The sequence below is a fragment of the Streptomyces sp. AC550_RSS872 genome, assembly GCF_019049285.1.
Taxonomy (GTDB): domain Bacteria; phylum Actinomycetota; class Actinomycetes; order Streptomycetales; family Streptomycetaceae; genus Streptomyces.
Genome location: NZ_JAGMUL010000097.1, coordinates 1 through 25307, shown reverse-complemented (window position 1 = coordinate 25307; position 25307 = coordinate 1). Strand labels below are relative to the sequence as shown.

The following is a 25307-nucleotide window of genomic DNA, read 5'->3' as shown; positions in this document are numbered from 1 at the left end:
ACGACGCTTTTGGGGGGCTTGAAACCTATGGACCCGAACAACCGGGGACCCGAGGAGTACGGCCATGACGGTGACGGCCAGTCGTCGCGCCATCGCCCGCCCAGGGACCCCCTCACATCCGACTTCGGACAGCACGCGCCCGCACTCGCCCGCACCGTGCAGCTGGTCTCGGGCGACTTCCTGCTCACCGTCAACCCGGTCGACGGCAGCGAGATCGAGGTCTGCCCGCCGGCGGAACGGCCGTCGCGGCCCGCGAAGCTGACCCCGGCCGAACGCGCCGAGGTCGACCGCGCCGCCAAGCCACCCGTCCCCCCCGGCCCGACCCGTCCCACCGAGCCGCTGCTGGCCCGCCAGGACGAGCGCGAACAGCTGGTGCGGATGCTCGCCCGTGGTCGCTCCGTGCGCCTGGTCGGCGCCCCGGGCGCCGGCCGCACCAGTCTCCTCGACCTCGTTGCCGAGGACTGCGCGGACCTCGCCCCCGACGGCGTGGTCCGGCTCAGCGGCTACCACCGCACACCGGACGATCTGCTGTACGACCTCTTCTACGCCGTCTACAGCGCCCCCCTGCACCGCCCGGATCGGGACGAACTGCTCGGCTTCGTACGGGAGATCGGCGCGGTCGTCGTCCTGGACGACGTCGAGTTCGGCGGCGCCGCGCTCGACGAGCTGCTGGACGCGACCCCCGAGTGCGCGTTCCTGCTCGGCGCCACGCCCGACGTGCCCGCGCCGTCCGTCGACTCCGGCATCGAGGAGGTCGCCCTCGGCGGGTTCGACCGGGCCGCGAGCGTGGAGCTCCTGGAGCGCCAGGTCGGCCGGGTCCTCACCGAGGACGAGGCGAACTGGGCGGGCGACCTGTGGTTCGAGTCGGAGGGCCTGCCGCTCAGGTTCGTCCAGGCCGGCGCCCTGCTGCGGCAGCGGGACCGGCTGCGGGCCGGCGCGGAAGCGGTCGACGAGTACGGCGTCTTCGAGGACACCGCGCCCCCGGCCGACGCGCCCTTCGACGGGGCGTACGGCACCGAGGGCCGCGGCGAGGAGACACCCCTGCCCTCCCTCGGTGAGGCGGCCGGCCCCGCGCCGCTGCTCGCCTCACGGCTCAGCGCCTCGGCCCGTACCGCCCTGAGGTTCGCCGTCGCGCTCGGCGGCGAGGTGCCGCACCAGGCGCATCTGCCCGCGCTGGTCGGCGACACCCACGCGGACGCCGCGCTGGGCGAGCTCGCCGACTGCGGACTGGTCTCACCGGTCGGCTCCCGCTACCGGCTCGCCGCCGGCGTGCAGGCCCAGCTCGAGGCCGCCGGATACACAGAGGACGTCCAGGACAACGCCCTCACCGCCGCCCAGCACTACGGCTGGTGGGCCGGCCACCCCTCGGTCACCCCGGAGCGCGTGTGCGCCGAGGCGGACGCCGTGCTCGCCGCCCTCGGCGTACTCGTGCCCGCTACGACACCGCCCGCCGAGGGCGAGGAGAGCCCGACCGTGCAGCTGGCCCGCACGGCGGGGCCCGCGTTCGCGGCCGGGCTGCACTGGAGCGCCTGGGAGCGGGCGCTGCGGGTCGGCGCCGAGGCCGCCCGACTGGCCGGTGACGTCGCCGAACAGGCCTACTTCCACCACGAGTTGGGCATCCTCGCGCTCTGCGGCGGCCGGCTGGACCGGGCCCGCGCCGAGCTGGAGACCTCCATCGGCCTGCGCGGCGCCCTCGCCGACAAGCGCGGCACCGTCGCCGGCCGCCGAGCCCTCGCACTGGTCTCGGACCGCTCCGGCACGACCCCGGGAGTGGCCGCGTTCGGTGCCACGGCGGGGGAGGAGGTGCCGGACGCGCGCTACGAGGAGTCGCAGTCGCCGCCCGGAGGCGTACCGGCCGCCGCGTTCCCGCCCGGCGGGGACGCCACGACCCTGGTCACCCACCGCGCCTCGGCACCGTCGCCCTCGCCGTCCCCGGCGCCCTCGCACAAGGGCCGGGGCGGCATCCGCGGCTTCGCCCGGCGCAACCTCGTCGCGGCCGGCTCGGGCGCCCTGCTCGTGGCCGTCCTCGGCACGGTGGTGACCCTCGGCGCCACGTCCGACAACAACCCCGACACCCCGGCCACCCAGGTCGGTGTCAACCCGTCCGCCAGCCAGGGCATCGGCGACGACAGCCTCGGCGCCGACAAGGCGGAGGGCGACGACGGGAAGAGCTCCGGCGACACGGGTACGGCGACCAGCCGGCCGACGGATCCGGGGCCCGACGGCACCCCCGGCACGTCGGACGACCCGACGCCGACGGACGGTGCGACGGAGCCGTCGGACGACCCGAGCGGTACGAACAGTTCCGGCGGTGGTACGACGAGTTCTCCGACGAAGCCGACATCGAAGCCGTCGTCCTCGTCACCGAAGCCGACTCCCACGCCGACACCGACACCGACACCGACTCCCACGCCGACGCCGACCCCGACACCGACGCCGACACCGACGCCCACACCGTCCACCTCGGACTCGGCCAGCGGCCCGGCAAGCTCCAGTGCCCCTGCGAGCAGTTCGGCCAGCGCACCGGAGACGACGGAGGCAGGCTCACCGAGCAGCTCGGACACCGTGATCTGAGGCACTGATCAAGACAAGAGGGCCGGGTCCGTTGAACGGACCCGGCCCTCACCGTCGTGGAACTGCCAACCGCCGCGCGTCAGAACAGCCGCAGCTTGTCGTCCTCGATCCCGCGCATGGCGTCGTAGTCCAGCACCTGGCAGCCGATCCCGCGGTCCGTCGCGAGGACGCGGGCCTGGGGCTTGATCTCCTGGGCCGCGAAAATCCCGCGTACCGGCGCGAGATGGGGATCCCGGTTCAGCAGCTCCAGATAGCGCGTCAGCTGCTCCACGCCGTCGATCTCGCCGCGACGCTTGATCTCGACCGCGACGGTCTGGCCGTCGGCGTCGCGGCACAGGATGTCGACCGGGCCGATGGCAGTCATGTACTCGCGGCGGATGAGCGTGTAGCCCTCGCCGAGGGTCTCGATGCGGTCGGCGAGGAGCTCCTGGAGGTGCGCTTCCACGCCGTCCTTGATCAGGCCGGGGTCCACGCCGAGTTCGTGCGAGGAGTCGTGGAGGATCTCCTCCATCGTGATGATGAGCTTCTCGCCCCCCTTGTTGGTGACGGTCCAGACGTCCTTCTGCTCGCCGTCACCCTCCTTCAGGGTGCACGGCGGCGACATCCAGTTCAGGGGCTTGTAGGCCCGGTCGTCCGCGTGGATCGAGACGCTTCCGTCCGCCTTGACCAGGATCAGACGGGGCGCCGAGGGCAGGTGGGCGGTGAGCCGGCCCGCGTAGTCGACGGAGCATCGGGCAATGACGAGACGCATGGTCCGCAACGCTACTCGACGGGCCGGTGTCGACGCGATTCGCCCTGGGGGAGTCCGTATGACCCCGGCATGCCACTGTTCATTTCTGGCCGATTGTGGGCCTGGTGTGCCCAACGGGGACCGCCCATGTACGCATTCTCCTGGTGCCGTCACCGTCTGTTGCCTACCGTATTAAACGGGAGGTCGCGACGCGTGTACACAGAGTGTTCGGTATCGCGAACTCCCCTATCTGTCAGGCAACCCCCGCTGTTGTGGGGGTGCGAGAGGAGAACCCATGTCGCTCGACGTCTCACCGGCCCTACTCGAACAGGCCGAGCGAGGCGAGGTCGACGAAGCAGCCTTCGTCGACTGCGTCCGGACCTCCCTGCCCTATGCGTGGGAGATGATCAGCTCCCTGGTGGCCCAGCTGAAGGTCGACGGCGGTCAGTTCGCCGACAACCAGACGCCCCCGCCGGACGAGCAGGCACGTGGCCAGTTGCTGCGTGCACTTGCGAGTGACGCGATACGCGGCGCGCTGCAGCGGCACTTCGGGGTGCGACTGGCCTTCCAGAACTGCCACCGGGTGGCGGTGTTCCCGCTTGACGCCTCGGTCGACGAGACGCTCGCCCGCTTCACCTCGGTGCGCAGCCAGCTGCTGAACCAGTCCCCGGAATTCAGGGACTGCTGACGCGGTAAGCCGCTTGCTTGCCGCTCCGTACGCGGGAGGTGCAATCAGTACGGGGCGGCAAGTCCCTGGCGGCACGGTGACACAGGGCCTTTCAGCCGAGCTGCGGCAGCACTTCGGCGCCCAGTCGACGGACGTTCTCCTCGGTGGCCGCCAGGTCGCCCGAGCCCTCGACGAGCAGGGCGAAACGGGAGATACCGGTCCGTTCGCTGGTCGCCGCCAGGCGGTCGGCGGCGAGGCGCGGGGTGCCCACCGGGTGCAGTCCGCAGAGCAGTTCGGTGTACGCCAGTGGGTCGCGCATCGCGCGATGGCGGCCGTCCACCGTCACATGGGCCTCCAGGCCCTGACGGAGCCAGCCCGGCATCGCCTTGGTCAGCGTCTCCACCGCGTCCGTGCGCCGGTCCGCGATCTGGCAGACGCCGGCCGACACATGGGCCGCGCCCCGGATCTCGTCGGCCGGTCGCCCGGCCGCGCGGGCGTGCTCCCGCCACAGAGCGACCATCTCGGCCTTCTCCTCGTCGCCCACATGCATCCCGAGCAACATCGGCAGCCCGCGCTCGGCCGCCAGCCGCACGCTCTTCGGTGACGTACACGCGACGACGACCTCGGGGCCCTCGGCGTCCGTGAGGCACTCCGACGGCCTCGGCACGACGGGGACTTCACGGAAGTCGAACTGCTCGCCGGCGGAGGCGACCGAGGGCTCGCGCAGCCAGCGCAGCAGCAGATCGAGCGATTCGGGGAACCCCTCCTCGTACGCCTTGAGACCCGACCCGAACACCTCCAGGTCGACCCACGGACCGCCGCGCCCCACGCCGAGCGAGAACCGCCCGCCGGAGGTGATGTGCAGCAGCGCGGCCTGCTCGCCGAGGGCCACCGGGTGGGCCGTGGGCAGCACGCTGACCGCCGTGCCGACCCTCAGCCGACGGGTACGGCCGAGCAGTAAGGCGGCCAGGGTGATCGCGGACGGACAGGTGCCGTACGGCACGAAGTGGTGCTCGGCCACCCAGACCGAGTCGAGCCCCGCTTCCTCGGCGACCTCGGCGGAGCGGACGGCGCGGTGCAGCGCCTCCCCCTCGCCCTGTCCCGGGAACCGGGCCGCCAACACGAAACTTCCTACGTGCATTGCCTTTTCCTGCTTCCTTGGCTCCGACGTGGAGCTCCCCCACCCGGCATAACCGTCTGACACGTGCCGAGGACACGGCTTGACGAAGAGATTTGCGGATTGTCTTCAGAATCGGTCGTCGGCGTGGGGGACTTGTGGGGGTTGGTTCCGTACGGCTACCCCTGTCCGCGCGGCGTAGGCTGGACATGGCCCCCGCATCCTGTATAGCCCCGTGAGGTGTTCCGTGTCCCCGCGTCGCAACCGACCCAAGGGAGCCGGCTCGTCCGGACACAGCGCCGAGGACGACCGCTCCGCGCGCTACGGCGGCTGGCAGTCCACGGAGAGCTGGCAGGGCGAGGACTGGAACGTACGGCATGTGGCGGGCGCCAGCGCCCAGGGCAAGGCGTACCGCTGCCCCGGCTGCGACCAACTGATCCCGGACGGCGTCCCCCACGTCGTCGCCTGGCAGGCCCACGCGGGCGTGGACGACCGCCGCCACTGGCACAAGGCCTGCTGGAACGCCAAGGACCGCCGCACCACGCGGGTGCAGCGGTCCCGTAACGCGCCGAAGTTCTAGGGGTTGTCGGGCGGCTCGATCGTTCCGGACGTGCTGGAAAGCCAAGGACCGCCGCACCACGCGGGTGCGGCGGTCCTGTAACGCGCCGAAGTTCCAGGGGTGTCGGGGCGGGTCAGACGTCCCGCTTCTCCAGGAGGGCGTAGGCGCCGGCGAAGGCGGCCGCGGTGACGCCGAGCATGATCCAGAGGGGGTCCCAGCCGGACGGGCCGGAGTCGGTGAGGGACTGGGAGTAGAAGACGCCGAGCTGGCTCGGGATCGAGTACTCGAACAGGGCCTGCTGGAGGTCCTTCAGCGACTCCGAGAACATGAACAGCGCGATGACCAGCGGGGCCAGCAGCACACCGATCATGATCGTGATCGCGCCCGCGGAATGCCGGATGACCGAGCCGACGACGAGCGAGAGCAGGCCGAGCAGCGCGATGTAGAGCGAGATGCCTACCGTGCCCTTCAACCACTCCTCGCCGCTGGGCTCGCGCGCGTCCACCATGGACACGTCGGCGAGGGCGACGATGAAGGACGACGCCAGCGTCACCACGAACGCGACCGTGAAGAACACGATCGCCTTCGCCACCAGCACGCGGCCGCGGGACGGGCAGGCGGTCATCGTGGTCCGGATCATGCCGGTGCCGTACTCCGAAGCGGTGGTCAGCACGCCGAGCGTGATGATGCACATGCTGCCGAGCAGCAGCCCGAAGAAGCCGAGCCCCAGCGGGCTCTCCCCGCTCAGGCTGCCGTCCGAGGAGTTGGCGGCGACCAGCGCGGCGGCCGCCAGACCGATGCCGACGACGAGCAGCACGAACACGCCGAGCGTCCACATCGTCGAGCGCACTGACCGGATCTTCGTCCACTCGGAGGCGAGCGCGTGCCCGAGGTGCGTGCGCACGACGGGGATCGGCGAGGTGTAGGTGGGATACGAGGAGCCGGGCGCCGCCTGCCAGTTCGGTGCGGCGGTCTGCGGCATCGGGGGCTGGGGCGTGCTCATCGGGCGTCCTCGGGCTTGGTCAGGGCGGCAGGGGCGGAGGGGGCGGGCGCGGCGGGCGGCTGGGCCGGGGCCTGCGGCGGTGCGGCAGGGGGCTGAGCCGGTGCCTGGGGCGCCTGCTGGGCGTACGGGTTGGGCGCACCCGCGGCGGGCGCCCCAGGGCCGCCGTACGGCCCCGGCCGGCCCTGCGGCGCGGGGAACGGCTGCCCGCCCTCCTGGGGCGGCGGCGGGGCGTACCAGCCGGGCTGGCCCTGACCCGGCACCGGCATCGGCGGCTGCGCGCCCGGCGGCTGCTGCTGCATCAGCCCGGCCTTCTGGTCGGTCGTCGAGCGGTAGTCGACCGCGCCCTGCGTCATCCGCATGTACGCCTCCTCCAGCGAGGCCTGGTGCGGAGACAGCTCCCACAGCCGTACGTCCGTGTCGTGCGCGAGGTCGCTGATGCGGGGGAGCGGCAGTCCCGTCACCCGCAGCGCGCCGTCCTGCTCGGGCAGCACGTGGCCGCCCGCCTCGGTGAGCGCGCCGGCCAGCTTCTCGCGCAGCTGCGGCTCGGTGTCGGGCGTACGGACCCGGGCGAAGCCCGCGGAGTTGGCCGCGATGAAGTCCTTGACGCTCATGTCGGCGAGCAGCTGGCCGCGGCCGATCACGATCAGATGGTCGGCGGTCAGCGCCATCTCGCTCATGAGGTGGGAGGAGACGAAGACGGTACGGCCCTCGGCCGCCAGCGACTTCATCAGGTTCCGCACCCAGAGGATGCCCTCGGGGTCGAGGCCGTTGACCGGCTCGTCGAACAGCAGCACCTGAGGGTCGCCGAGCAGTGCGGCGGCGATGCCGAGCCGCTGGCCCATGCCGAGTGAGAAGCCCTTGGAGCGCTTGCCGGCCACGTCCTGGAGGCCGACCACGCCCAGCACCTCGTCCACCCGCCGGGCCGGGATACCGGACAGCTGGGCGAGGGACAGCAGGTGGTTGCGGGCGGCCCGGCCGCCGTGCACGGCCTTGGCGTCCAGCAGGGCGCCGACCTGGCGGGGGGCGTTGGGCAGCTTGCGGTACGGGTAGCCGCCGATCGTGACGCGTCCCGCGGTCGGGTTGTCCAGGCCGAGGATCATCCGCATCGTCGTCGACTTGCCCGAGCCGTTGGGGCCCAGGAAGCCGGTGACGGAACCGGGCCGCACCTGGAAGGACAAGTTGTACACAGCGGTCTTGTCGCCGTAGCGCTTGGTCAGGCCGACTGCTTCGATCATGCTCCGCACCCATCGAAAGGATCAGGACAGCGGGGCACACGCCCCCCGTAAGGGTTAGGAGGATACCTAGGCGCTGACGGTTCCACTCAAGGGCAAGTAAAAACTCGCCGACGGCCCTCGCTGATGCGGGTCCGGTGACGCGCCCCGAAGGGGCGCGGGGCTGTGATCGATGTGCGGCTACCGCCGCGTGGGCGCGACCAGCCACGACGGCGCCGCAGTCGAACGACGGCATGGGCGGCTCTTCCCGGCGGAGCGCCTACGCGTCCCGCTTCTTCAGTGTGAGGTAGCCGCCCAGGAGCGCCGCGATCACCCACAGCACCATGATCCCGAGGCCGCCCCAGGGGCCGTACGGCTTGTCGTCGTCGATCGGGGTGACCACCTGCATGATCCTGCTGCCGGCCTGGTCGGGCAGATAGCGGCCGATCTTCTCGGTCGCCGAGACGTTCCCGAGGATGTTGGAGACCAGGAAGAAGAACGGCATCAGGATGCCCAGCGACAGCATCGGCGAGCGCAGCATCGCGGCGACGCCCATCGAGAACATCGCGATGAGGGCCATGTAGAGCCCGCCGCCGATCACCGCCCGCAGCACCCCCGGGTCGCCGATCTCCGCCCGGTGGTCGCCTAGCATCGCCTGCCCAAGGAAGAAGGTGACGAAGCTGGTGGCCAGGCCGACGACGAGCGCGAGGCCGGTCGCGACCGCGATCTTGCTGGCCAGGAACGTCCCGCGCCGCGGTACGGCGGCCAGGGAGGTGCGGATCATGCCGGTGCTGTACTCGTTCGACACGACGAGCACACCGAACACGATCAGCGCGAGCTGACCGAGGCTCATCCCGGCGAAGCTGATGAACGTCGGATCGAAGGAGAGCCTGTCCCGCTCGCTCATGTTGTCGAACTCGCTGTTCGACAGACCCGAGATCAGCATCCCGAGGGCGATGGTGACCACCACGGCGAGGGACAGCGTCCACACGGTGGAGGCCACGGACCGGATCTTGGTCCATTCGGAGCGGACGACCTGGGTGGCTGCCATGCTCAGCTCCTCCTCCACTCACTGCCCCACGGCTGTTGCTGTTGCTGTAGCCGCTGCTGTGCGGGGGGCAGGGCGTCGGCGTGCGCGTGGTACTCCACCGACTCCGCGGTCAGTTGCATGAACGCCTCCTCCAGGGAGGCCTGTTGCGGGCTCAGCTCGTGCAGCACGACCCCGTGCCGCGCCGCCAGCTCACCGATCTGCTCGGCCTTGGTGCCGTCGACCTCCAACGCCCCGTCCCCGGTCTGAACCGCCGTGATCCCGGCCGTGTGCAGGACGTCGAGCAGCAGCTCCCGCTGCGGGGTGCGGATACGGACGTACGAGCGCGAGTTCCGCTCGATGAAGTCGGCCATGGACGTGTCGGCGAGCAGCCGCCCCTGTCCGATGACCACGAGGTGGTCGGCGGTCAGGGCCATCTCGCTCATCAGATGCGAGGAGACGAACACCGTCCGCCCCTGAGCGGCCAGCGATTTCATCAGGTTCCGGATCCAGTGGATGCCCTCGGGGTCGAGCCCGTTGACCGGCTCGTCGAACATCAGGATCCGTGGATCGCCGAGCAGCGCGCCCGCGATGCCGAGCCGCTGGCCCATGCCCATCGAGAAGCCCTTGGTCTTCTTCTTCGCGACCGCCGTCAGCCCGACCGTCTCCAGCACCTCGCGCACCCGCTTCGTCGGAATGCCGTTGCTCTGTGCGAGACACAGCAGATGGTTGAACGCACTGCGCCCGCCGTGCCAGGCCTTCGCCTCCAGCAGCGCGCCGATGTACGTGAGCGGGTCCTTGAGCTGGTCGTAGCGCTTGCCGTCGATACGGACATGGCCGGCGGTGGGGTGGTCGAGACCGAGGATCATCCGCATCGTGGTGGACTTCCCGGCGCCGTTGGGGCCGAGGAAGCCGGTGACGATGCCCGGTCTGACGGTGAAGGTGAGGTTGTTGACCGCCACCTTCTCGCCGTACCGCTTGGTCAGCCCCTCAAGCTCGATCATGCCGCCCACGCTAAAACGGGACAAAGCCCTCTGCCACCCCAGTGGCAGAGGGCTTTGCCAAAATTCAGCAGACGTGCGCCGGATCGTTACCGGGTCTGCTGGGCGGGAACCCCACGGGAGATCGGCTCGTCCTCGGCCGGGGTGCCGGCGGCGGCCACCGCGGCGCCCGTGAGCGTCGCCAGCATCTCGCGGACGTTCGTCAGCTGAGCGTTGATGCTGTCGCGGCGGTTGGTGAGCGCCGCGAGCTCGCGCTCGGATTCCGAACGGATGCGGTCGGCCTTGGCGTTGGCGTCCGCCACGATGTCCTCGGCCTGACGCTGGGCGGTCTCCACCGTCTGGCGGGCCCGGCGCTCGGCGTCGGTGCGCAGCTTCTCCGCCTCCAGACGCAGCTGCTCCGCGCGGTGCTCGATCTCCGCGAGACGCTTCTCCGCCTTCTGCTGACGCGACGCCAGGTCGCGCTCGGACTGCTCGCGGCGCTTGGCGAGGTTCGTCTCGAAGTCGGCGGCGGCCTGCGCGGCCTTCGCACGGGTCTCCTCGAAGAGGGCGTCCGCCTCCTCGCGCTTGGACTGCGCGTCCTTCTGCGCCTCGGAGCGCAGCTGGGACGCGTCGCTCTTGGCCTTCTCGACGATCCGGACGCCTTCGTCCTCGGCCTTGGCCTTGCGCTCCGCAGCGAACGATTCTGCGTCGTTGCGGACCTGCTGGGCCGCCGACTCCGCGAGCTCGCGGTGCTGCTCGGCCGCGCGACGTGCCTCCTCGCGCAGATCCTTGGCCTCTTCCTCGGCGAGGCGGAGGATCTTCTCGACACGCGCGCCGAGACCGGCGTACGACGGCTCTGCGTCGGTTACCTGAGCCTGGGCGTTCTGCGTCTCGAGGTGGAGCTCCTCGATGCGCTTTTCCAGAGCGGTGATGCGGGCGAGAGCGCTGTCACGGTCGGAGACGAGCTTCGAGATCCGTTCGTCCACCTGAGCGCGGTCGTACCCACGCCGCACAAGCTCGAAGCCGTAGGGGGAAGTGTCGCTCATGGGGTTCCTGTCGAATGAGACCGGTGAGGTGATAAGTGGAATCCTAGGGGCCGAAGCGGTGTGTCATCGAGCGGATACGTGTTTGATCTGGAGAATGAGACCCCTTTTGAGTGGCTAACCGTCGGACGGCTTGCCAAAAACTTGGTCAAAGGCCCCAGGAGACACCCGAACGCTCCCGCTTCGCTAGCCGTCTGATGACTTGCCACCCGATCGAGGTGCTCCCACCGTCGCACCCGCCTTGACCCCGCCGTCCTTCGCCGCGGACGGCGCCTCGAAGGACTCGAGCGCCTCCAGGACGTCCTGGACACGGGAGATCTCGGCGTTGATGTCCTCGCGGCGCCGGACCAGGACCTCCAGCTCGCGCTTGCCCTCCTCGACCGTGCGCCGCGCCTCGCGGACCGCCTCGGCCTTCAGCTCCTCGGCCTCCCGGATCAGCGTGGACCGCTTCTGCTCGGCCTCCTTCAGCAGCCCCTCGGCCTTCTTGACGGCGGCGATACGGACCTTGCCCGCCTCGGAGTTGGCCTCCGAGACCAGCTCCTTCGCCTTCGCCTGGGCCTTGGCCAACTGCTCCTCGGCGGCCTTGATGAGCGCGTCGCAGCGGTCGCCGGCCGACTTCATCGTCTCGGCCGACTCACGGCGGGCCCGCTCGTGCAGTTCCTCGATCTCGGTCGTGATGCGGTCGCGCAGCTCCTGCGCGCGCTCCCTGATCGAGGTGGCGTCCCGGCGGGCGCCGACGAGCAGCTCGTCCGCGTCCGTACGGGCCTTCTCGACCATCGAGTTGCCCTCGACCGTCGCCTCGGAGACCAGCCGGTCGGCCTCCTTGCGGGCGGCGCCCACCATGGTGTCGGCCTGCGCCTCGGCGTCCGCGGTCGTCTTGTGCGCCTGAGCCTGCGCCTCGGTGAGCAGCTTGTCCGCCTCGGCCGTGGACTCCGTGATGAGCTTGTCCACCTGCTCGGCCACGTCCTGGCGTCGCTTGCCGGCGTCCTTGCGGGCCTCTTCGAGAGTGCGCTCGGCCTCCTCGCGCGCCGCGTTGACCAGCCGCTCCGCCTCCGCGGCCGCCTCGGCCTTGACGCGCTCGGAGTCGCTGCGGACCCGCTCGGCATGCTGCTGGGCCGACCCCACCGTCTGCGCGGCCTCGGCGCGCAGCCGCTCCGCCTCCGACGTGGCGTCCCCGACCAGCTTCTCGGCCTTGGCGAGCGCGTCGGTGCGCACCCGGTCGGCCTCCGCGATCGTCTCCGACTGGAGCCGCTCGGCCTCCGAACGCGCCTCGGTGATGAGGGTGTCCGCCTGCGTCGCCGCGTCCGACCGGATCCGGTTGGCGTCCTCGCGGGCGTCGGCCCGGGTGCGCGACGCGGCCTGGTCGGCCTCGGCGATGGCGTCCGACGCCTCCGTACGCACCCGCTGGGCGTGCTCGGCGGCGTCCGACCGCAGCCGCTCCGCCTCGGCGATCGCCTCCCCGACCGTGCGCTCGGCGAGGGACTTGGCGGCCTCGGACTCCTCGTTCGCCTCGCGCCGGATGCGGCCCGCGTCCTCGCTGGCCCGCTCCCGCTCGGCGTAGGCGTCGGAGCGGACCCGGTCCGCCTCCTCCTGCGCCTCCCTGCGCGTACGGTCCGCCGCGTGCTCGGCGGCACTGCGCAGCCCGGCGATCTCCTCCTGGGCCTGCTCGTGCAGTCCCGACACGGAGTCGCGGACCTGCTGGGCGTGCTGCTCGGCCGCCGACACCATCTCGGTGGCGCGCCGGTCGGCCTCCTCGACCAGCCGGACCGCCTCGGCCTGCGCCTCCTCCACCCGCTTGCGGGCGGAGGCCAGCAGCTCCTCGCTCTGCTCGCGGGCCCGCTCGCGCTCCTGGTCGGCCTCCTGACGGGCGGAACCGAGGGTTTCCTCGGCCTCGCGACGGCGCCGGGCGGCCTCCTCCTGCGCGGCGGCGAGCGTCTCGGACGCCTCCGTGGCGAGCCGCTCGGCGGCGGCCTGCGCCTCCGCACGGACGCGGTCGGCGGTGTCCTGCGCCTCCGACTTCAGCCGCTCCGCCTCGGCCGCGGCCTCCGACCTGAGGCGTACGGCGATGGCCTCGCCCTCGGCCCGGGACGCGGACGCGTCCGACGCGGCCTCGTTGCGCAGCCGGTCGGCCTCCTCCTCGGCCTGCTGCTGGAGCGTACGGATCCGCTCGGCGGACTCGGCGCGCAGGCGGTCGGTCTCCTCGGCCGCCTCACGCCGGATGCGCGCGGCCTCCTCGCGGGCGTCCTTCAGCGCCTGCTCGGCCGTCGCGAGCCGCTGCTCGGCCTCGGAGTGAAGCCGCGCCAGCTCCTCGGCGGCCTCGGTGCGGCGGGCCTCTATGGCCCGCTCGGTCTCCTCGTGCAGCTCCCGCGCGGCCCGCTCGGCGTCGGACTTGATGCCCTCGGCCTGCTCGACGACCTCCTCGCGGTGCCGCTCGGCCTCCTGGCGGGTGCGCTGGAGGGTCTCCTCGGCCTGCCGGCGCAGCGTCGTCGCGCGCTCGATGGCCTCGGTACGGACCTTCTCGCTGTCCGTCGTGGCCTTCTGGCGCAGCTCGTCCGCGTCCTGCCTGGCCTTGGACAGCAGCTCCTCGGCGGTCTTGGCCGCCTCCTCGATCTGCTGGACGGCCTCCTTGCGGGCCTCCGCGCGGATCTTCTCACCCTCGGCGACGGCCTCGGAGCGCAGCTGCTCGGCCTCGCCACGCAGCCGACGGGCCTCCTCCTGGAGCTCGACCGTCTTGGCGCGGTACTCCTTGGTGTCGTCCTTCGCCGCGCCCTTGAGCTGCTCGGCGATGTCATGCGCCTCGGCGCGCAGCCGGTCCGCCTCGGCCTCGGCCTCCGTACGGATCCGCTCGGCCTCCTCGGCCGCGGCCTTGGTGGTGTTCTGCGCGTCCTCCTGCGCCTTGTTCAGCACGTCCTCGGCGGTCTTGGCCGCCTTGGACAGCTGGGTCGCGCTCTCCTCGGCGGTGACCGTGCGGGCCTTCTCTGCGGCCTCGGCGACGATCTTCTCGGCCTCGGCACGGGCGTCCGCGACGACCTGCTCCGCGTCCGCCTTGGTGCTCTCGGCCTCCTTGGTGGCCTCGCTGACCAGCCGGGCGACCTGCTCCTTCGCCGTACGCGTGCGCTGCTCGTTGGCCGACTCGGCGCTGGAGAGGGCCTTCTCGGCGGCCGTCTTCGCCTCGGCGACCAGCTTCTCGGCCTCGGACTGCGCCTTGCGCAGCGCCTCCTCGGCCTCCGCCATGCGCTGCTCGGCGGCCCGGCTGAGCTCGCTGGCCTGCCGGCGGGCCGCGTCCGACTCGGTCGCCGTGGAGCTGCGCAGCTGTTCGGCGTGGTCGGTGGCCTCCTGGGCCTGCGTCGAGGCGGCGTTCAGCAGCCGCTCGGCATCCGTCCGCGCGCGGCGCAGGATCTGCTCGGCCTCCGCGCGGGCCTCCTCGGCCGCGCTGGTGAGCCGCTGGCGGGCCTCGCTGGTGAGCCGCTCGGCCTCGGCGCGCGCGGTCGCCATGGCCTGTTCGGCCTCGGTGCGCGACTCGTCGAGGAGCCGACGGGCCTGCTGCTCGGTCCGGGCCCGCAGCTGCTCCGCCCACGCCACGTTCTCGTTGACGTGCGACTCGACGGTCTGCCGGCGCTCGGCCAGCTCCTGGTCCAGCTGCTGGCGGCGGGTCACCGCCTCCTGGTGCAGTTCGGCCTGCAACCGGGCCGCGTTCTCCGCGTGCTCCTGGAGGATCCGCTGGGTCTGCGCACGCGCCTGACTCAGCTCGCGCTCGGCCTCCTGGCGCAGCTGGTCGGCCTGGACCTGCGCGTTCCGCAACAGCTGCTCGGCCTGATAGCCGATGTCGCCGCCGTCGAAGGCGGGCCGGGACATGATGGTCCGCCGCGCCTCGTGCAGCTTGGCGCGCAGCACCTCGACCTGGTAGCCGAGGTCCTCGGCGTGCTGGATCGCCTTCTCCCGCTCGGTCTTCAGCCGATCCATCTCGGCCTCGAACCGAGAGAGGTGGTCGACGTCAGCCGCCGGCTCTCGCTCCTGGCGTTCGTAGCCCCGCACTGCGCGGTCCCATCCGTCCCCTGGTCGCAAGTCTCTCCATACGAGCACCGTCCATCCGCCGAACGGGGCCCCCGGGGAATGGTGTCAGATCAACGGCGGAGCACGGGCTGTTGCCCCACCCTCGTCCCCCGAAACCCGGACCCCGGAAACGGTCCCACCTTTGACGGGAGGGGCCGGGTCACCCTGGACTGAGCGGCGACCGCCCCCAACCCTACCGGCCCATATGTACGGAGGTCAGTGCTCAGGTGACTCAACAGGCGCCGAAGTGACCAGTTCTGTCAGTACGCCATGGCAATCCTTCGGGTGCAGGAAGGTGATTCGTGACCCCATGGAGCCGCGCCGGGGCTCTTCGTACAGAACGCGTACGCCCTTGTCCTTGATGTCGGCGGCGTCGCCGTCCACGTCCGCCGTACCGAAAGCGATGTGGTGGACACCCTCGCCGTTCTTGTCGAGCCACTTCGCCACGGTGGAGTCCGGGCGCGTGGGCTCGAGAAGTTGCAGGTAGGAGGCGCCGCCGTCGGAGGTGTCGTTGATCTTGAGCATGGCCTCGCGGACACCCTGCTCCTCGTTGACCTCGGAGTGGAACACCTCGAAGCCGTACGTGGCCCGGTAGAACTCCACGGTCTTGTCCAGGTCGAAACAGGCGATCCCGATGTGGTCGATTCGCGTCAGCATGGAATTCAGTGCAGCGCCCCGGAGGTGGTTACGCAACGTGCGCGCGATCACACTGACGGCCCGGTGACGGCACGGAGTGCCACTCAGTACATTCGAAGTAAACCCTCGTTCACTCCTCGGCTGTCCAGCTGGAAGGGGATCGCACCTCATGTCTTCTGGAACTACCTCTGTGATCGTCGCGGGCGCGCGTACGCCCATGGGACGGTTGCTCGGTTCACTGAAGTCCTTCTCCGGAGCCGACCTCGGCGGCTTCGCGATCAAGGCCGCCCTCGACCGTGCGGGGATCGGCGGCGACCAGGTGCAGTACGTGATCATGGGCCAGGTGCTCCAGGCCGGCGCGGGCCAGATCCCGGCGCGCCAGGCCGCGGTCAAGGCCGGCATCCCGATGAACGTCCCGGCGCTCACCGTCAACAAGGTGTGTCTGTCCGGCCTCGACGCGATCGCGCTCGCGGACCAGCTGATCCGCGCCGGCGAGTTCGACGTGGTCGTCGCGGGCGGCCAGGAGTCCATGACCAACGCCCCGCACCTGCTGCCGAAGTCCCGTGAGGGCTTCAAGTACGGCGCGATCGAGATGCTCGACGCGATGGCGTACGACGGTCTGACCGACTCCTTCGAGAACATCGCCATGGGTGAGTCCACGGAGAAGCACAACACCCGCCTCGGCATCCGGCGTCCCGAGCAGGACGAGATCGCCGCCCAGTCCCACCAGCGCGCGGCCGCCGCCCAGAAGAACGGCATCTTCGAGGCCGAGATCACCCCGATCGAGATCCCGCAGCGCAAGGGCGAGCCCGTCGTCTTCAGCAAGGACGAGGGCATCCGCGCCGAGACCACCGCGGAGTCGCTGGGCAAGCTGCGCCCGGCGTTCGCCAAGGACGGCACGATCACGGCGGGTACGTCGTCCCAGATCTCGGACGGCGCCGCAGCGGTCGTCGTCATGAGCAAGGCCAAGGCGCAGGAGCTCGGCCTGGACTGGATCGCCGAGATCGGCGCCCACGGCAATGTGGCGGGCCCGGACAACAGCCTCCAGTCCCAGCCGTCCAACGCCATCGCCCACGCCCTGAAGAAGGAGGGCCTGGAGGTCTCCGACCTCGACCTGATCGAGATCAACGAGGCCTTCGCGGCCGTCGCGGTGCAGTCAATGAAGGACCTCGGAGTGTCCCCGGAAAGGGTGAACGTCAACGGCGGAGCCATCGCCCTGGGTCACCCGATCGGTATGTCGGGTGCGCGGCTCGTCCTGCACCTGGCCCTGGAGCTCAAGCGGCGGGGCGGCGGCGTCGGCGCGGCCGCGCTGTGCGGCGGTGGCGGCCAGGGTGACGCGCTGATCGTGCGGGTACCCAAGGCCTGAGTTCTCCTGGCAGGACCCCGTAGGACCTCTTTCGTGAACGGAGCTGTGATGCAGGACGTCTCCACCCTGGTGGCCCAGGCCAGGGAAGGCCGGCCGCGGGCCGTGGCCCGGCTGATCTCCCTGGTGGAGGGGGCGTCCCCGCAGCTGCGGGAGGTCATGGCGGCACTGGCGCCGCTGACGGGCAACGCGTACGTGGTCGGGTTGACGGGTTCACCGGGTGTCGGCAAGTCCACCTCGACCTCGGCGCTGGTGACGGCGTACCGCAAGCAGGGCAAGCGGGTCGGCGTCCTGGCCGTCGACCCGTCCTCGCCCTTCTCGGGCGGCGCCCTCCTCGGCGACCGCGTCCGGATGTCGGACCACGCCTCCGACCCCGGCGTCTACATCCGCTCGATGGCGACGCGCGGCCACCTCGGCGGTCTGGCCTGGGCGGCCCCGCAGGCGATCCGCGTCCTGGACGCGGCGGGCTGCGACGTGATCCTCGTCGAGACGGTGGGCGTGGGCCAGTCGGAGGTCGAGATCGCCTCCCAGGCGGACACGAGCGTGGTCCTGCTCGCCCCCGGCATGGGCGACGGCATCCAGGCGGCGAAGGCGGGCATCCTGGAGATCGGCGACGTGTACGTCGTCAACAAGGCCGACCGCGACGGCGCCGACGCCACCGCCCGCGAGCTCAACCACATGCTCGGCCTCGGCGAGTCCCGCGGCCCCGGCGACTGGCGCCCACCGATCGTCAAGACGGTCGCCGCGCGCGGCGAGGGTGTCGACGAGGTCCTGGAGGCCCTGGAGAAGCACCGGGCGTGGATGGAGGAGCGCGGAGTCCTCGCCGAACGCCGCCGCGCGCGGGCCGCCCGCGAGGTCGAGACCATCGCCGTCACCGCCCTGCGCGAACGCATCGCAGACCTCCACGGCGACCGCCGGCTGGGTGCGCTGGCGGAGAAGATCGTCGCCGGGGAACTGGATCCGTACCGGGCGGCGGACCAGCTGGTGGCGGGGCTTACGCGGGCCTGAAACGCAGCCAACCTGAAGACGCGGGACGGTATCGATGTGCGACTCCGCCGCGCGGGCGACGAGCCACGACGCACCGCAGTCGCCGATGATCCGCGGTCCCCGGGCCGTCAGGCGCTACCTGCCGTCGGCCGTCAGTCGTCGTCGCCGTCACGGTCGTCCTGGTCCTGCGTGACCTTGCCCGTCTTCAGGTCGACCTTCCACTCGCCCTTCGTGGTCTCCACGTTCCAGACGGCGGGACCGTCGTCGTCCAGGTCGACGTCGGTGACAGTGCCCTTCGCGGCGCCGGCCCGGGCGGCCTCGCGGGCGTCCACACGCGCGCCCTTCAGCGCGGCGAGGTCCTCGCGGCCGTCGTTGTCGTCATCGTCGTCGCGCTGGGCGCCGAGGACCTTGCCGTTGTCGGTGGAGACCCGGACGTCGTAGTCGGAGCCGTCGCCCTTGACGACGTTCACCTCCCAGACGTGGGAGCCGTCGTCGTCCAGATCGGCGGAGACGGCCGTGCCCGGCGTGTGCTTGAGCGCGGCCGCGATCGCGTCGGCTGCCGTGACACGGGTGCCGTTGGCAGCCGTACGGTCGTCGTCGTCCCGGTCGTCCGCCTTGTCCTCGGCCGCGTCCTCCGCGCTGTCGTCCCGGTCGTCGGCGACCCGGACGGCCGACTGACGCTGTGTGGACGTGCTGTCGTCGTCACCGGACGCGTAGGCCGCGACGGTGCCGCCTCCGATCAGGGCCGCGGCGGCGACGGTGGCGATGACGATGTTGCGCTTCATGGGGGTTCCCTCCCGTTTTGCTGCGATTGCTTTCGACGGAGACCAATCTGCCGAACCGACGCTGAGAGGAACCTGAAGCCCCCTGAAGAGATCTTCAGCTTCGCTTTGCGAACCTTTACGCATGCGCCTGTTGATCGTGGAGGACGAAAAGCGGCTGGCCCTGTCGCTCGCCAAGGGACTGACGGCCGAGGGGTACGCCGTCGACGTCGTACACGACGGCAGGGAGGGGCTGTACCGGGCCTCGGAGGGGTCGTACGACCTCGTGATCCTGGACATCATGCTGCCCGGCATGAACGGCTACCGCGTCTGCGCCGCCCTGCGCGCCGCCGGCCACGACGTGCCGATCCTGATGCTCACCGCCAAGGACGGCGAGTACGACGAGGCCGAGGGACTGGACACCGGGGCCGACGACTACCTGACCAAGCCCTTCTCGTACGTCGTCCTCGTCGCCCGCGTCAAGGCGCTGCTGCGGCGCGGAGGACAGGGCGCCGGGGCCTCGCCCGTGCACGTCCACGGGGATCTGAAGGTCGACACCGCCGCGCGCCGCGTCTTCCTCGGCGACGGCGAAGTAGTCCTCACCGCCAAGGAGTTCGCGGTCCTGGAGCAGCTCGTGGTGCGGGCCGGTGAGGTGGTGTCCAAGGCGGAGATCCTGGAGCACGTCTGGGACTTCGCGTACGAGGGCGACCCGAACATCGTCGAGGTGTACGTCAGCACCCTGCGGCGCAAGCTGAGCGCCGGGCTCATCCGGACGGTGCGCGGGGCCGGCTACCGGCTGGAGAGAATGGAGGCGTCGCCATGAGCCGCCGGCTCTTCGGTTCCGTCCGGTCCCGGGCGACCCTGGCCGCCACCCTCGTCGTCGCCGTGGCACTGGTCGCTGCCGGTACCGCCGTACTGCTGTCGCTGCGGTCCAACCTGACCGGCCAGGCGGCAGCGGAGGCCGCGGGCACCGCACGGAACATCGCCGTCGAACTGTCCGACGGGCGGCCCTACGGCCGGCTGTCCGCGCTCGACGACGACGATCGGCCGGTCCAGATCGTCGACGAGAACGGGAACCTGGTCGCGGCCAGCGAGGACCTGGAGAAGATCAGCGGTACGGGCGTCGACGCCGTGCACCCGCGCACGGCCACCGGCGGCACGGGCCGCGAGGACGCCGACGACTCGGACGACCGCGCCTCCGGCCAGGCCCCCGAGGCCGGTGAGATCGGCACGGACACCGACTACAGCAACGGCTCCGCCACCCTCGACGGCAAGACCGCGGACTACCGTTTCGCCGCCGTCGAGGTCGAGTTCGAGGACAGGGGCACCCTCACCGTCCACGCCGGGGCGCCGCTCTCCGCCGAGCAGAGCGCCGTGGGTACGGCGTCGACCGCCCTGCTGATCGGATTCCCGCTGCTGCTCGCCGTCGTCGCGGGCGTCACCTGGCTGGTCACCCGGCGCGCCCTGCGCCCGGTCGAGGGCATCCGCACCGAGATGGCCGCGATCACCGCGTCCGAGGACCTCGCGCGCCGGGTGCCGGTGCCGGACACGCACGACGAGGTCGCCCGCCTCGCGCTGACCACGAACGAGACGCTGGCCGCCCTCCAGGCCTCGGTGGAACGCCAGCGCCGGTTCGTAGCCGATGCCTCGCACGAACTGCGCAGCCCGGTCGCGTCGCTGCGCACCCAGCTCGAAGTGGGCGCCGCCCACCCCGAGTTGCTCGACCTCGACGGCGCCGTGCAGGACACCGTACGGCTCCAGGCACTGGCGGCGGATCTGCTGCTGCTCGCCCGTCTGGACGCGGGAGAGAGACCCGGTGACACGCGGTTCGACCTCGGCGCGCTGGCCCGGCAGCAGGCCGAGGGGCGCGCGGGTGTGACGGCGGACACGCAGGCCGTGGAGGTGGCGGGGTCGCGGGCACAGGTCGGGCGGATCCTCACCAACCTGCTGGACAACGCCGGGCGGCACGCCCGCTCGGCGGTCACGGTGACCGTCGACCGGCAGGGGGAGTGGGCCGTCGTGGCCGTCGCCGACGACGGGGACGGGGTGGCCGAGGCCGACCGGGAGCGGATCTTCGAGCGGTTCGTCCGGCTGGACGAGGCCCGCAGCCGCGACGACGGCGGTGCCGGTCTTGGCCTGGCCATCGCCCGCGACGTCGCCGTACGGCACGGTGGCACGCTCACCGTTGGCCGGGCGCCGGCGGGCGGAGCCCTGTTCGAACTCCGCCTGCCGCAGGCTCACTGACCCCGGGGGCCGGGGTTACGGACGTCCCCGCTGGCCGCGCAGGTGTTCGGCGATGGGCTTGAGGGCCTTGTCGAGCTCGGTCAGGGAGTCGAGGGACAGCAGGTCGATGAAGTGCCTGCGCACCGACGCCACATGATGCGGCGCGACCTTCTGCATCGTCTCCATGCCGTGCTCGGTGAGGACCGCGTAGAGCCCGCGGCGGTCGGACTCGCAGTTCTCACGCCGGACCAGGTTCGCGTTCTCCATCCGGGTGATCTGGTGGGACAGGCGGCTCTTGGACTGGAGGGTGGCCGACGCGAGGTCGCTCATCCGCATCCGTACGTCCTCCGACTCGGAGAGGTTCACCAGGATCTCGTAGTCGTTCATCGTCAGGCCGAACGGCTGGAGGTCCTTCTCGAGCTGGTACGTCAAGAGCCTGTTGACCTCCAGGTGGGTGCGCCAGGCGCACTGCTCCGCATCGGTCAGCCAGTGGGTGGCCGTCTCGGTCTCCATGAATGAAGTCTACCTAAAAAGTTGAAAGGCGAACTAGCGAGGGTTTTCTGTGACATCCCTGTGTGCGCACACGTTCGATGTCACACTCCGCAGACTACCGCTCACAGCCCGAAGCGACGCTGGAGGTCTCCGAGCTGTCCGGGAAGGCGCTGTGTGCCGGCCGTCTGTGAAGGGCTTGTGTGCGTCCCGCCGGCACCCGGTACTCCGGCCCCCGACGGAACTGCCCCCGTGGCCTGCTCGGCCATCAGGGTCTCGGTCGACTGGAGCAGGACCGTACCGGCTCCGGCGAACTCGAACTGATGCTCCTCTCCGGAGGCCCCGCCGAGGCCTGTCAGTGCACGTAGACCGCCCATTACGCCGGTCATGTAGCCATGGTCGTAGTGGTGGCACGGCGACGGGCAGTCGGCCCAGCCGACGAGCGCCTGCGGGTCCACCCGGATCGGGGGTTCCATGAACACCACCGGACCGTTAGATGCGGCCACGAACTTTCCGGTTCCGATCAGTGTCAGAAAACCCGGCACGATTGATTGCTTGAGGGCAAGACTTGGCTGAAAAGCGAGCAGGTTGCCCGAGCGAATGGTCAGGTTGCCGTCTTCGAGGTCGTACGAATTGACGTCGAAGGCCCGGTCAGCGAGCAGCATCTTGCCGGAGCCCGCCGCCACGACCCAGTCACTGGCGTGCAGTGGCGAATGAAAGGACGTACGGACAAGCTGGTCGAGTCGCCCGTGCCCGACGCCGTTGAACTCCATCGAGCCGTAGTAGGCGATCATCTTCCCCTTCTGAAGGAACCACTGGCTCCCCTTGAGCTCCACGCAGAAGGTGTAGGCGTTGACGTTGTCGTCGCAGGGCAGCGTCATGGGGTCGAACACGGTCGGACCCGCACCCGGATACTGGCTCACAGCTTCTCCTCCGAAGCCTGGACGTACACCGCACCGCTTCCGCTGAGCTCCAGCTGGAAGGCCTCACCGGAGCCCCGGCCCACCATGTCGCGCCAGCCCAGCGCGGTGGACAGCTTGTTGCGCACGTCGCCGTGGTGGGCGACGTAGGCCTGGGGGTCCACATGGACCGGGCGCTGCGGGGTGATCGGAATCTCGAAGACACCACCGTGTGCCATGACGGCCACGGCCCCGTGCCCCTTCAGGGTCGTCGTGAACAACCCCTGCCCGCTGACCTGCCCCCGCACCATGCCCATGACCCCGCCCTGCGAGCCGAGGAACATCGTGCCCTGCTGGAGGGTGCCCTCGAAGGCGAGGAGGCGGTCCGCCTCGACGCACAGGGTGTCGCCGGAGAGGTTGATCACCTGGACGTGATGCCCGCCGTGCCCGAAGAGCACGGTCCCGCTGCCCTCGACGGCCATCAGCGGGGTGTCCTCGTTCGCCACCCGGCGCCCGATCATCGACATGATCCCGCCCTGACCGCCGCTCATGTTGGGAGTGAAGGACACCTCGCCCTTGTAGGCGAGCATGGCCCCGCGCTGGCTGAACAGCCGCTGCCCCGGCATGACGGTCGCCTCGACCATCTTGGAATTGATCTCGCGGAAGCCCATCTCACACGTCCCCCGCGATCGTGTTCCGCTCGCTCGGCTGTACGTACACCAGCCCGTCCCCTTCGAACCGGATCTGGAAGGCCTCGCCGCCGCCTTCCCCCATGAACGTGCGGAACGTCACACCGGACTGGAAGGACTGCCGCAGATTCCCCTGATGGGCCACGTAAGCCCCCGGATCGACGGTCAACGGGTACTGCGAGCTGACCCGCAACACCACGGCCGGACCGTCCGACATGATCGCCGCCTGGCCGTGCCCCTCGACGGTGGTCGTGAACAGCCCGTTCCCCTGTGAGGCGCCGCGCATCCCGGTAAAGCTGGTCCCTGTCCGCAGCCCCGCGTCCGTGGCGAGCAGATTGCTCGACTCGACGTACAGCTTGTCGCCCTGGAGGCTCACCAGGTTGATCTCGGAGGCCCGGTCCGCGAACCAGCACGTCCCATGCCCCTTCACCTCCATCACCGTCATCTGCTCACCGGTGAGCCGCCGGGTCACCATGCCCCGCAGGCCCTCACCCCCACCGCTCATCTTCTTGAAGGTCATCTGCCCGTCGTACGCGACCATCGAGCCGTTCTTCGCCTTCACGGCATCCCCGGTCATGTCGACGGCGAGCACCTTGCTGCCTTGCAGTCGGAACATCGCCACGCAGCGAAGGTAACCGCCGGTGCCCACCGCCAACAGATCCTGGGGGTGGACTTCACCCCTGACGCCACCCCGAGGCCGACCCACCCCCCGGCGTTTGCCACAATGGACGAGCGTTTGTGCTTGCGTTCACAAGCTCAGTCCGAGCGACCGACGTCTCTCCCCCGAAACCACCCAACCCACCGAAGGTGACCCGTGGACATCAAGACCGCCACCGCCCTCCGCCGCCTCCGCCTCGTCTCGACCCCCGAGGCGGTGTCGTTCCTGCTCCTGCTCGTCTGCTCGGTGCTGAAGCGGACCACGGACTTCAACGCGGTGCCCGTGATGGGTGCGGTCCACGGCGTCCTCTTCATCCTGTACGTGATCTTCTGGGCGGACGCCTGGAACCGTGCCAAGTGGCCGCTGAAGACCGCCGCCCTCTACTTCGTCCTCTCCGTCCTGCCGACCGGCGGCTTCTTCGCCGACCGCAAGCTCAAGCGCGAGGCCGAGGACGCGGTCATCGCCACCCGCGCCCGTAAGGAAGGGATCGTCAACGCATGATCGTCGCGTTCTCCGTGACACCGCTGGGCGTCGGCGAGGACGTGGGGGAGTACGTCGCCGACGCCGTCCGAGTGGTCCGGGAGTCCGGCCTGCCCAACCGCACCGACGCGATGTTCACCTCCGTCGAGGGTGAGTGGGACGAGGTCATGGACGTGGTCAAGCGAGCCGTGGCCGCGGTCGAGTCCCGCGCGCCTCGCGTCTCCCTTGTCCTCAAGGCGGACATCCGCCCCGGCGTGACGGACGGTCTCACCTCCAAGGTCGAGACGGTGGAACGCCACCTGGCCGACTAGCCGCCGTACCCAAGTCCCCGTCCGGCCCCGGGGACTCCACCGCGCCCTCCTGCCCGACCCCGGGGGTCTCTCGCCCCCGCCGCCCCTACCCGTCCCATCCCCAGGGGCTCCGCCCCTTCCACCCCGCCAGGGGGCTCCGCCCCCTGGACCCCCGTCGGCCTGCACGGCCTCGTCCTCAAACGCCGGACGGGCTGGAGGTGTCCGGGCCTGCGGGTGGGTTGAAGGGTGCGGGGCTGCATCGCCCCACAGGGGCGCGGGGAACCGCGCGACCAGCCCCCACCGGCCGTCGATCGCGCATCCGGCATCATCCGCCCGTCGGGGGCGAGATGGGGCGATGGCCCCACCGGGCCGCAGTCGCCCGCGGCGCGAAGGGGACGTGTCGGGGAGTGCCCGCCCGCAGAGTCCGGTGTCAAGGAACAGGACCTCTCGCGCAACGCCTGCCACCGGACCGAGGACGGACACCCCCCGGCGCGGCCCCGACCTCAGTCCGGTGTCAAGGGACAGGACCTCTCGCGCAACGCCTGCCACCGGACCGAGGGCGGACACCCCCGGCGCGGCACCGACCCACCCACCCACCGAACCGCGCCACGCGCACCCCCACCGAACACCAGCAGGCCGCCGCAGGCATCCCTCGCACCCCGACCCACGCACCGAACCGCCACGCGCACCCCCACCGAACACCAGCAGGCCGCCGCAGGCATCGCATCCCTCGCGTCCCTCGCATCTCGCGTCACGTCGCACCCAACCCACGCCCCAGCGACGGCACATGCCCCACCCCCCGCGCCCAGCCCCCCGCACCCACCCCCGCAGATCCCTCAATTGGCCCGCGTGGCTCGCGGACCCCAGG

General features: G+C 70.9%; 23 protein-coding genes. 9 read left to right on the top strand and 14 right to left on the bottom strand.

The window, feature by feature from the left end; translation table 11 throughout:
* The first annotated feature begins 27 nt into the window (after positions 1-27).
* Positions 28-2574, top strand: a complete 2547-nt coding sequence (locus KUM44_RS31290; protein WP_217213138.1) for an ATP-binding protein — start codon at positions 28-30, stop codon at positions 2572-2574.
* Positions 2575-2653: 79 nt separating this feature from the next.
* Here the strand turns inward: KUM44_RS31290 and nucS are convergent, their stop codons facing one another.
* On the bottom strand, positions 2654-3325 hold the full coding sequence (gene nucS / locus KUM44_RS31285) for an endonuclease NucS (protein ID WP_217213137.1): 672 nt from the start codon (positions 3323-3325) through the stop codon (positions 2654-2656).
* Between the two features lie 274 nt (positions 3326-3599).
* Between nucS and KUM44_RS31280 the strand changes: the two genes are divergently transcribed.
* Positions 3600-3992, top strand: coding sequence for an SCO5389 family protein (locus KUM44_RS31280; RefSeq protein ID WP_215161494.1), 393 nt, complete (start codon positions 3600-3602; stop codon positions 3990-3992).
* A 91-nt stretch (positions 3993-4083) separates the two neighbouring features.
* Here the strand turns inward: KUM44_RS31280 and KUM44_RS31275 are convergent, their stop codons facing one another.
* Complete coding sequence (locus tag KUM44_RS31275) at positions 4084-5112, bottom strand: LLM class flavin-dependent oxidoreductase (RefSeq protein WP_217213136.1); 1029 nt, start codon at positions 5110-5112, stop codon at positions 4084-4086.
* Between the two features lie 223 nt (positions 5113-5335).
* Between KUM44_RS31275 and KUM44_RS31270 the strand changes: the two genes are divergently transcribed.
* On the top strand, positions 5336-5668 hold the full coding sequence (locus KUM44_RS31270) for an ATP/GTP-binding protein (RefSeq protein ID WP_217213135.1): 333 nt from the start codon (positions 5336-5338) through the stop codon (positions 5666-5668).
* Between the two features lie 112 nt (positions 5669-5780).
* Here KUM44_RS31270 and KUM44_RS31265 read toward each other — a convergent pair whose 3' ends face one another.
* The 7 genes from KUM44_RS31265 to mce form a co-directional block, all read right to left on the bottom strand.
* Positions 5781-6650 carry an ABC transporter permease subunit gene (locus KUM44_RS31265; RefSeq protein WP_217213134.1) on the bottom strand — a complete coding sequence of 290 codons (870 nt, stop codon included), beginning with the start codon at positions 6648-6650 and terminating at the stop codon, positions 5781-5783.
* A complete protein-coding gene (locus KUM44_RS31260) occupies positions 6647-7885 on the bottom strand; it encodes an ABC transporter ATP-binding protein (RefSeq protein ID WP_217213133.1) in 1239 nt (412 codons plus the stop codon). The genes KUM44_RS31265 and KUM44_RS31260 overlap by 4 nt, the downstream gene beginning before the upstream one ends.
* Before the next feature lie 256 nt (positions 7886-8141).
* Complete coding sequence (locus KUM44_RS31255) at positions 8142-8912, bottom strand: ABC transporter permease (protein ID WP_217213132.1); 771 nt, start codon at positions 8910-8912, stop codon at positions 8142-8144.
* 2 nt (positions 8913-8914) lie between these two features.
* The gene (locus KUM44_RS31250; protein ID WP_217213131.1) at positions 8915-9892 is read right to left on the bottom strand and encodes an ABC transporter ATP-binding protein; all 978 of its coding nucleotides are present in this window, start codon (positions 9890-9892) and stop codon (positions 8915-8917) included.
* Between the two features lie 86 nt (positions 9893-9978).
* On the bottom strand, positions 9979-10914 hold the full coding sequence (locus KUM44_RS31245) for a cellulose-binding protein (protein WP_030046672.1): 936 nt from the start codon (positions 10912-10914) through the stop codon (positions 9979-9981).
* Between the two features lie 183 nt (positions 10915-11097).
* Entirely contained in the window at positions 11098-14946 is a 3849-nt protein-coding gene (gene scy, locus KUM44_RS31240; protein WP_217213130.1) for a polarized growth protein Scy, read from the bottom strand.
* 234 nt (positions 14947-15180) lie between these two features.
* The gene (gene mce, locus KUM44_RS31235; protein WP_048582912.1) at positions 15181-15621 is read right to left on the bottom strand and encodes a methylmalonyl-CoA epimerase; all 441 of its coding nucleotides are present in this window, start codon (positions 15619-15621) and stop codon (positions 15181-15183) included.
* Between the two features lie 148 nt (positions 15622-15769).
* Here mce and KUM44_RS31230 point away from each other — a divergent pair, with 148 nt between their 5' ends.
* Positions 15770-16966, top strand: a complete 1197-nt coding sequence (locus KUM44_RS31230) for an acetyl-CoA C-acetyltransferase (RefSeq protein WP_217213129.1) — start codon at positions 15770-15772, stop codon at positions 16964-16966.
* 48 nt (positions 16967-17014) lie between these two features.
* Complete coding sequence (gene meaB, locus KUM44_RS31225; RefSeq protein WP_217213163.1) at positions 17015-17971, top strand: methylmalonyl Co-A mutase-associated GTPase MeaB; 957 nt, start codon at positions 17015-17017, stop codon at positions 17969-17971.
* A 131-nt stretch (positions 17972-18102) separates the two neighbouring features.
* On the opposite strand, the gene KUM44_RS31220 is transcribed toward meaB, so the two are convergent.
* On the bottom strand, positions 18103-18735 hold the full coding sequence (locus tag KUM44_RS31220; RefSeq protein ID WP_217213128.1) for a PepSY domain-containing protein: 633 nt from the start codon (positions 18733-18735) through the stop codon (positions 18103-18105).
* 121 nt (positions 18736-18856) lie between these two features.
* Here KUM44_RS31220 and KUM44_RS31215 point away from each other — a divergent pair, with 121 nt between their 5' ends.
* Together KUM44_RS31215 and KUM44_RS31210 are read left to right on the top strand one after the other, a co-directional pair.
* A complete protein-coding gene (locus KUM44_RS31215; protein ID WP_217213127.1) occupies positions 18857-19534 on the top strand; it encodes a response regulator transcription factor in 678 nt (225 codons plus the stop codon).
* Positions 19531-20955, top strand: coding sequence for a cell wall metabolism sensor histidine kinase WalK (locus tag KUM44_RS31210; protein WP_217213126.1), 1425 nt, complete (start codon positions 19531-19533; stop codon positions 20953-20955). The genes KUM44_RS31215 and KUM44_RS31210 overlap by 4 nt, the downstream gene beginning before the upstream one ends.
* Positions 20956-20970: 15 nt before the next feature.
* Here KUM44_RS31210 and KUM44_RS31205 read toward each other — a convergent pair whose 3' ends face one another.
* The 4 genes from KUM44_RS31205 to KUM44_RS31190 all read right to left on the bottom strand — a co-directional run bounded on the left by KUM44_RS31205 (position 20971) and on the right by KUM44_RS31190 (position 23627).
* The gene (locus tag KUM44_RS31205) at positions 20971-21447 is read right to left on the bottom strand and encodes a MarR family winged helix-turn-helix transcriptional regulator (protein WP_217213125.1); all 477 of its coding nucleotides are present in this window, start codon (positions 21445-21447) and stop codon (positions 20971-20973) included.
* A 101-nt stretch (positions 21448-21548) separates the two neighbouring features.
* Positions 21549-22346 (bottom strand): AIM24 family protein, encoded by a 798-nt coding sequence (locus KUM44_RS31200; protein ID WP_217213124.1) that lies wholly within the window; start codon positions 22344-22346, stop codon positions 21549-21551.
* Positions 22343-22993: an AIM24 family protein gene (locus KUM44_RS31195; protein WP_217213123.1), complete on the bottom strand. Its 651-nt coding sequence runs from the start codon at positions 22991-22993 to the stop codon at positions 22343-22345. The genes KUM44_RS31200 and KUM44_RS31195 overlap by 4 nt, the downstream gene beginning before the upstream one ends.
* Position 22994: 1 nt before the next feature.
* Entirely contained in the window at positions 22995-23627 is a 633-nt protein-coding gene (locus KUM44_RS31190; protein ID WP_217213162.1) for an AIM24 family protein, read from the bottom strand.
* A 198-nt stretch (positions 23628-23825) separates the two neighbouring features.
* Here KUM44_RS31190 and KUM44_RS31185 point away from each other — a divergent pair, with 198 nt between their 5' ends.
* Both KUM44_RS31185 and KUM44_RS31180 read left to right on the top strand, forming a co-directional pair.
* Positions 23826-24170 carry a DUF3817 domain-containing protein gene (locus KUM44_RS31185; RefSeq protein WP_217213122.1) on the top strand — a complete coding sequence of 115 codons (345 nt, stop codon included), beginning with the start codon at positions 23826-23828 and terminating at the stop codon, positions 24168-24170.
* Entirely contained in the window at positions 24167-24460 is a 294-nt protein-coding gene (locus KUM44_RS31180; protein ID WP_217213121.1) for an MTH1187 family thiamine-binding protein, read from the top strand. Before KUM44_RS31185 ends, KUM44_RS31180 begins: the two co-directional genes overlap by 4 nt.
* The last annotated feature ends 847 nt before the right edge of the window (positions 24461-25307 follow it).

What these genes read in the sequence shown, in the direction of transcription:
- KUM44_RS31195 (WP_217213123.1), bottom strand. Translation starts at nt 22,993, where the DNA reads ATGGGCTTCCGCGAGATCAATTCCAAGATGGTCGAGGCGACCGTCATG.
- KUM44_RS31255 (WP_217213132.1), bottom strand. Translation starts at nt 8,912, where the DNA reads ATGGCAGCCACCCAGGTCGTCCGCTCCGAATGGACCAAGATCCGGTCC.
- KUM44_RS31260 (WP_217213133.1), bottom strand. Translation starts at nt 7,885, where the DNA reads ATGATCGAAGCAGTCGGCCTGACCAAGCGCTACGGCGACAAGACCGCT.
- KUM44_RS31215 (WP_217213127.1), top strand. Translation starts at nt 18,857, where the DNA reads ATGCGCCTGTTGATCGTGGAGGACGAAAAGCGGCTGGCCCTGTCGCTC.
- KUM44_RS31250 (WP_217213131.1), bottom strand. Translation starts at nt 9,892, where the DNA reads ATGATCGAGCTTGAGGGGCTGACCAAGCGGTACGGCGAGAAGGTGGCG.
- KUM44_RS31275 (WP_217213136.1), bottom strand. Translation starts at nt 5,112, where the DNA reads ATGCACGTAGGAAGTTTCGTGTTGGCGGCCCGGTTCCCGGGACAGGGC.
- KUM44_RS31245 (WP_030046672.1), bottom strand. Translation starts at nt 10,914, where the DNA reads ATGAGCGACACTTCCCCCTACGGCTTCGAGCTTGTGCGGCGTGGGTAC.
- KUM44_RS31205 (WP_217213125.1), bottom strand. Translation starts at nt 21,447, where the DNA reads ATGGAGACCGAGACGGCCACCCACTGGCTGACCGATGCGGAGCAGTGC.
- KUM44_RS31220 (WP_217213128.1), bottom strand. Translation starts at nt 18,735, where the DNA reads ATGAAGCGCAACATCGTCATCGCCACCGTCGCCGCCGCGGCCCTGATC.
- KUM44_RS31290 (WP_217213138.1), top strand. Translation starts at nt 28, where the DNA reads ATGGACCCGAACAACCGGGGACCCGAGGAGTACGGCCATGACGGTGAC.
- mce (WP_048582912.1), bottom strand. Translation starts at nt 15,621, where the DNA reads ATGCTGACGCGAATCGACCACATCGGGATCGCCTGTTTCGACCTGGAC.
- nucS (WP_217213137.1), bottom strand. Translation starts at nt 3,325, where the DNA reads ATGCGTCTCGTCATTGCCCGATGCTCCGTCGACTACGCGGGCCGGCTC.
- KUM44_RS31210 (WP_217213126.1), top strand. Translation starts at nt 19,531, where the DNA reads ATGAGCCGCCGGCTCTTCGGTTCCGTCCGGTCCCGGGCGACCCTGGCC.
- KUM44_RS31190 (WP_217213162.1), bottom strand. Translation starts at nt 23,627, where the DNA reads ATGTTCCGACTGCAAGGCAGCAAGGTGCTCGCCGTCGACATGACCGGG.
- KUM44_RS31180 (WP_217213121.1), top strand. Translation starts at nt 24,167, where the DNA reads ATGATCGTCGCGTTCTCCGTGACACCGCTGGGCGTCGGCGAGGACGTG.
- KUM44_RS31265 (WP_217213134.1), bottom strand. Translation starts at nt 6,650, where the DNA reads ATGAGCACGCCCCAGCCCCCGATGCCGCAGACCGCCGCACCGAACTGG.
- meaB (WP_217213163.1), top strand. Translation starts at nt 17,015, where the DNA reads ATGCAGGACGTCTCCACCCTGGTGGCCCAGGCCAGGGAAGGCCGGCCG.
- KUM44_RS31280 (WP_215161494.1), top strand. Translation starts at nt 3,600, where the DNA reads ATGTCGCTCGACGTCTCACCGGCCCTACTCGAACAGGCCGAGCGAGGC.
- KUM44_RS31230 (WP_217213129.1), top strand. Translation starts at nt 15,770, where the DNA reads ATGTCTTCTGGAACTACCTCTGTGATCGTCGCGGGCGCGCGTACGCCC.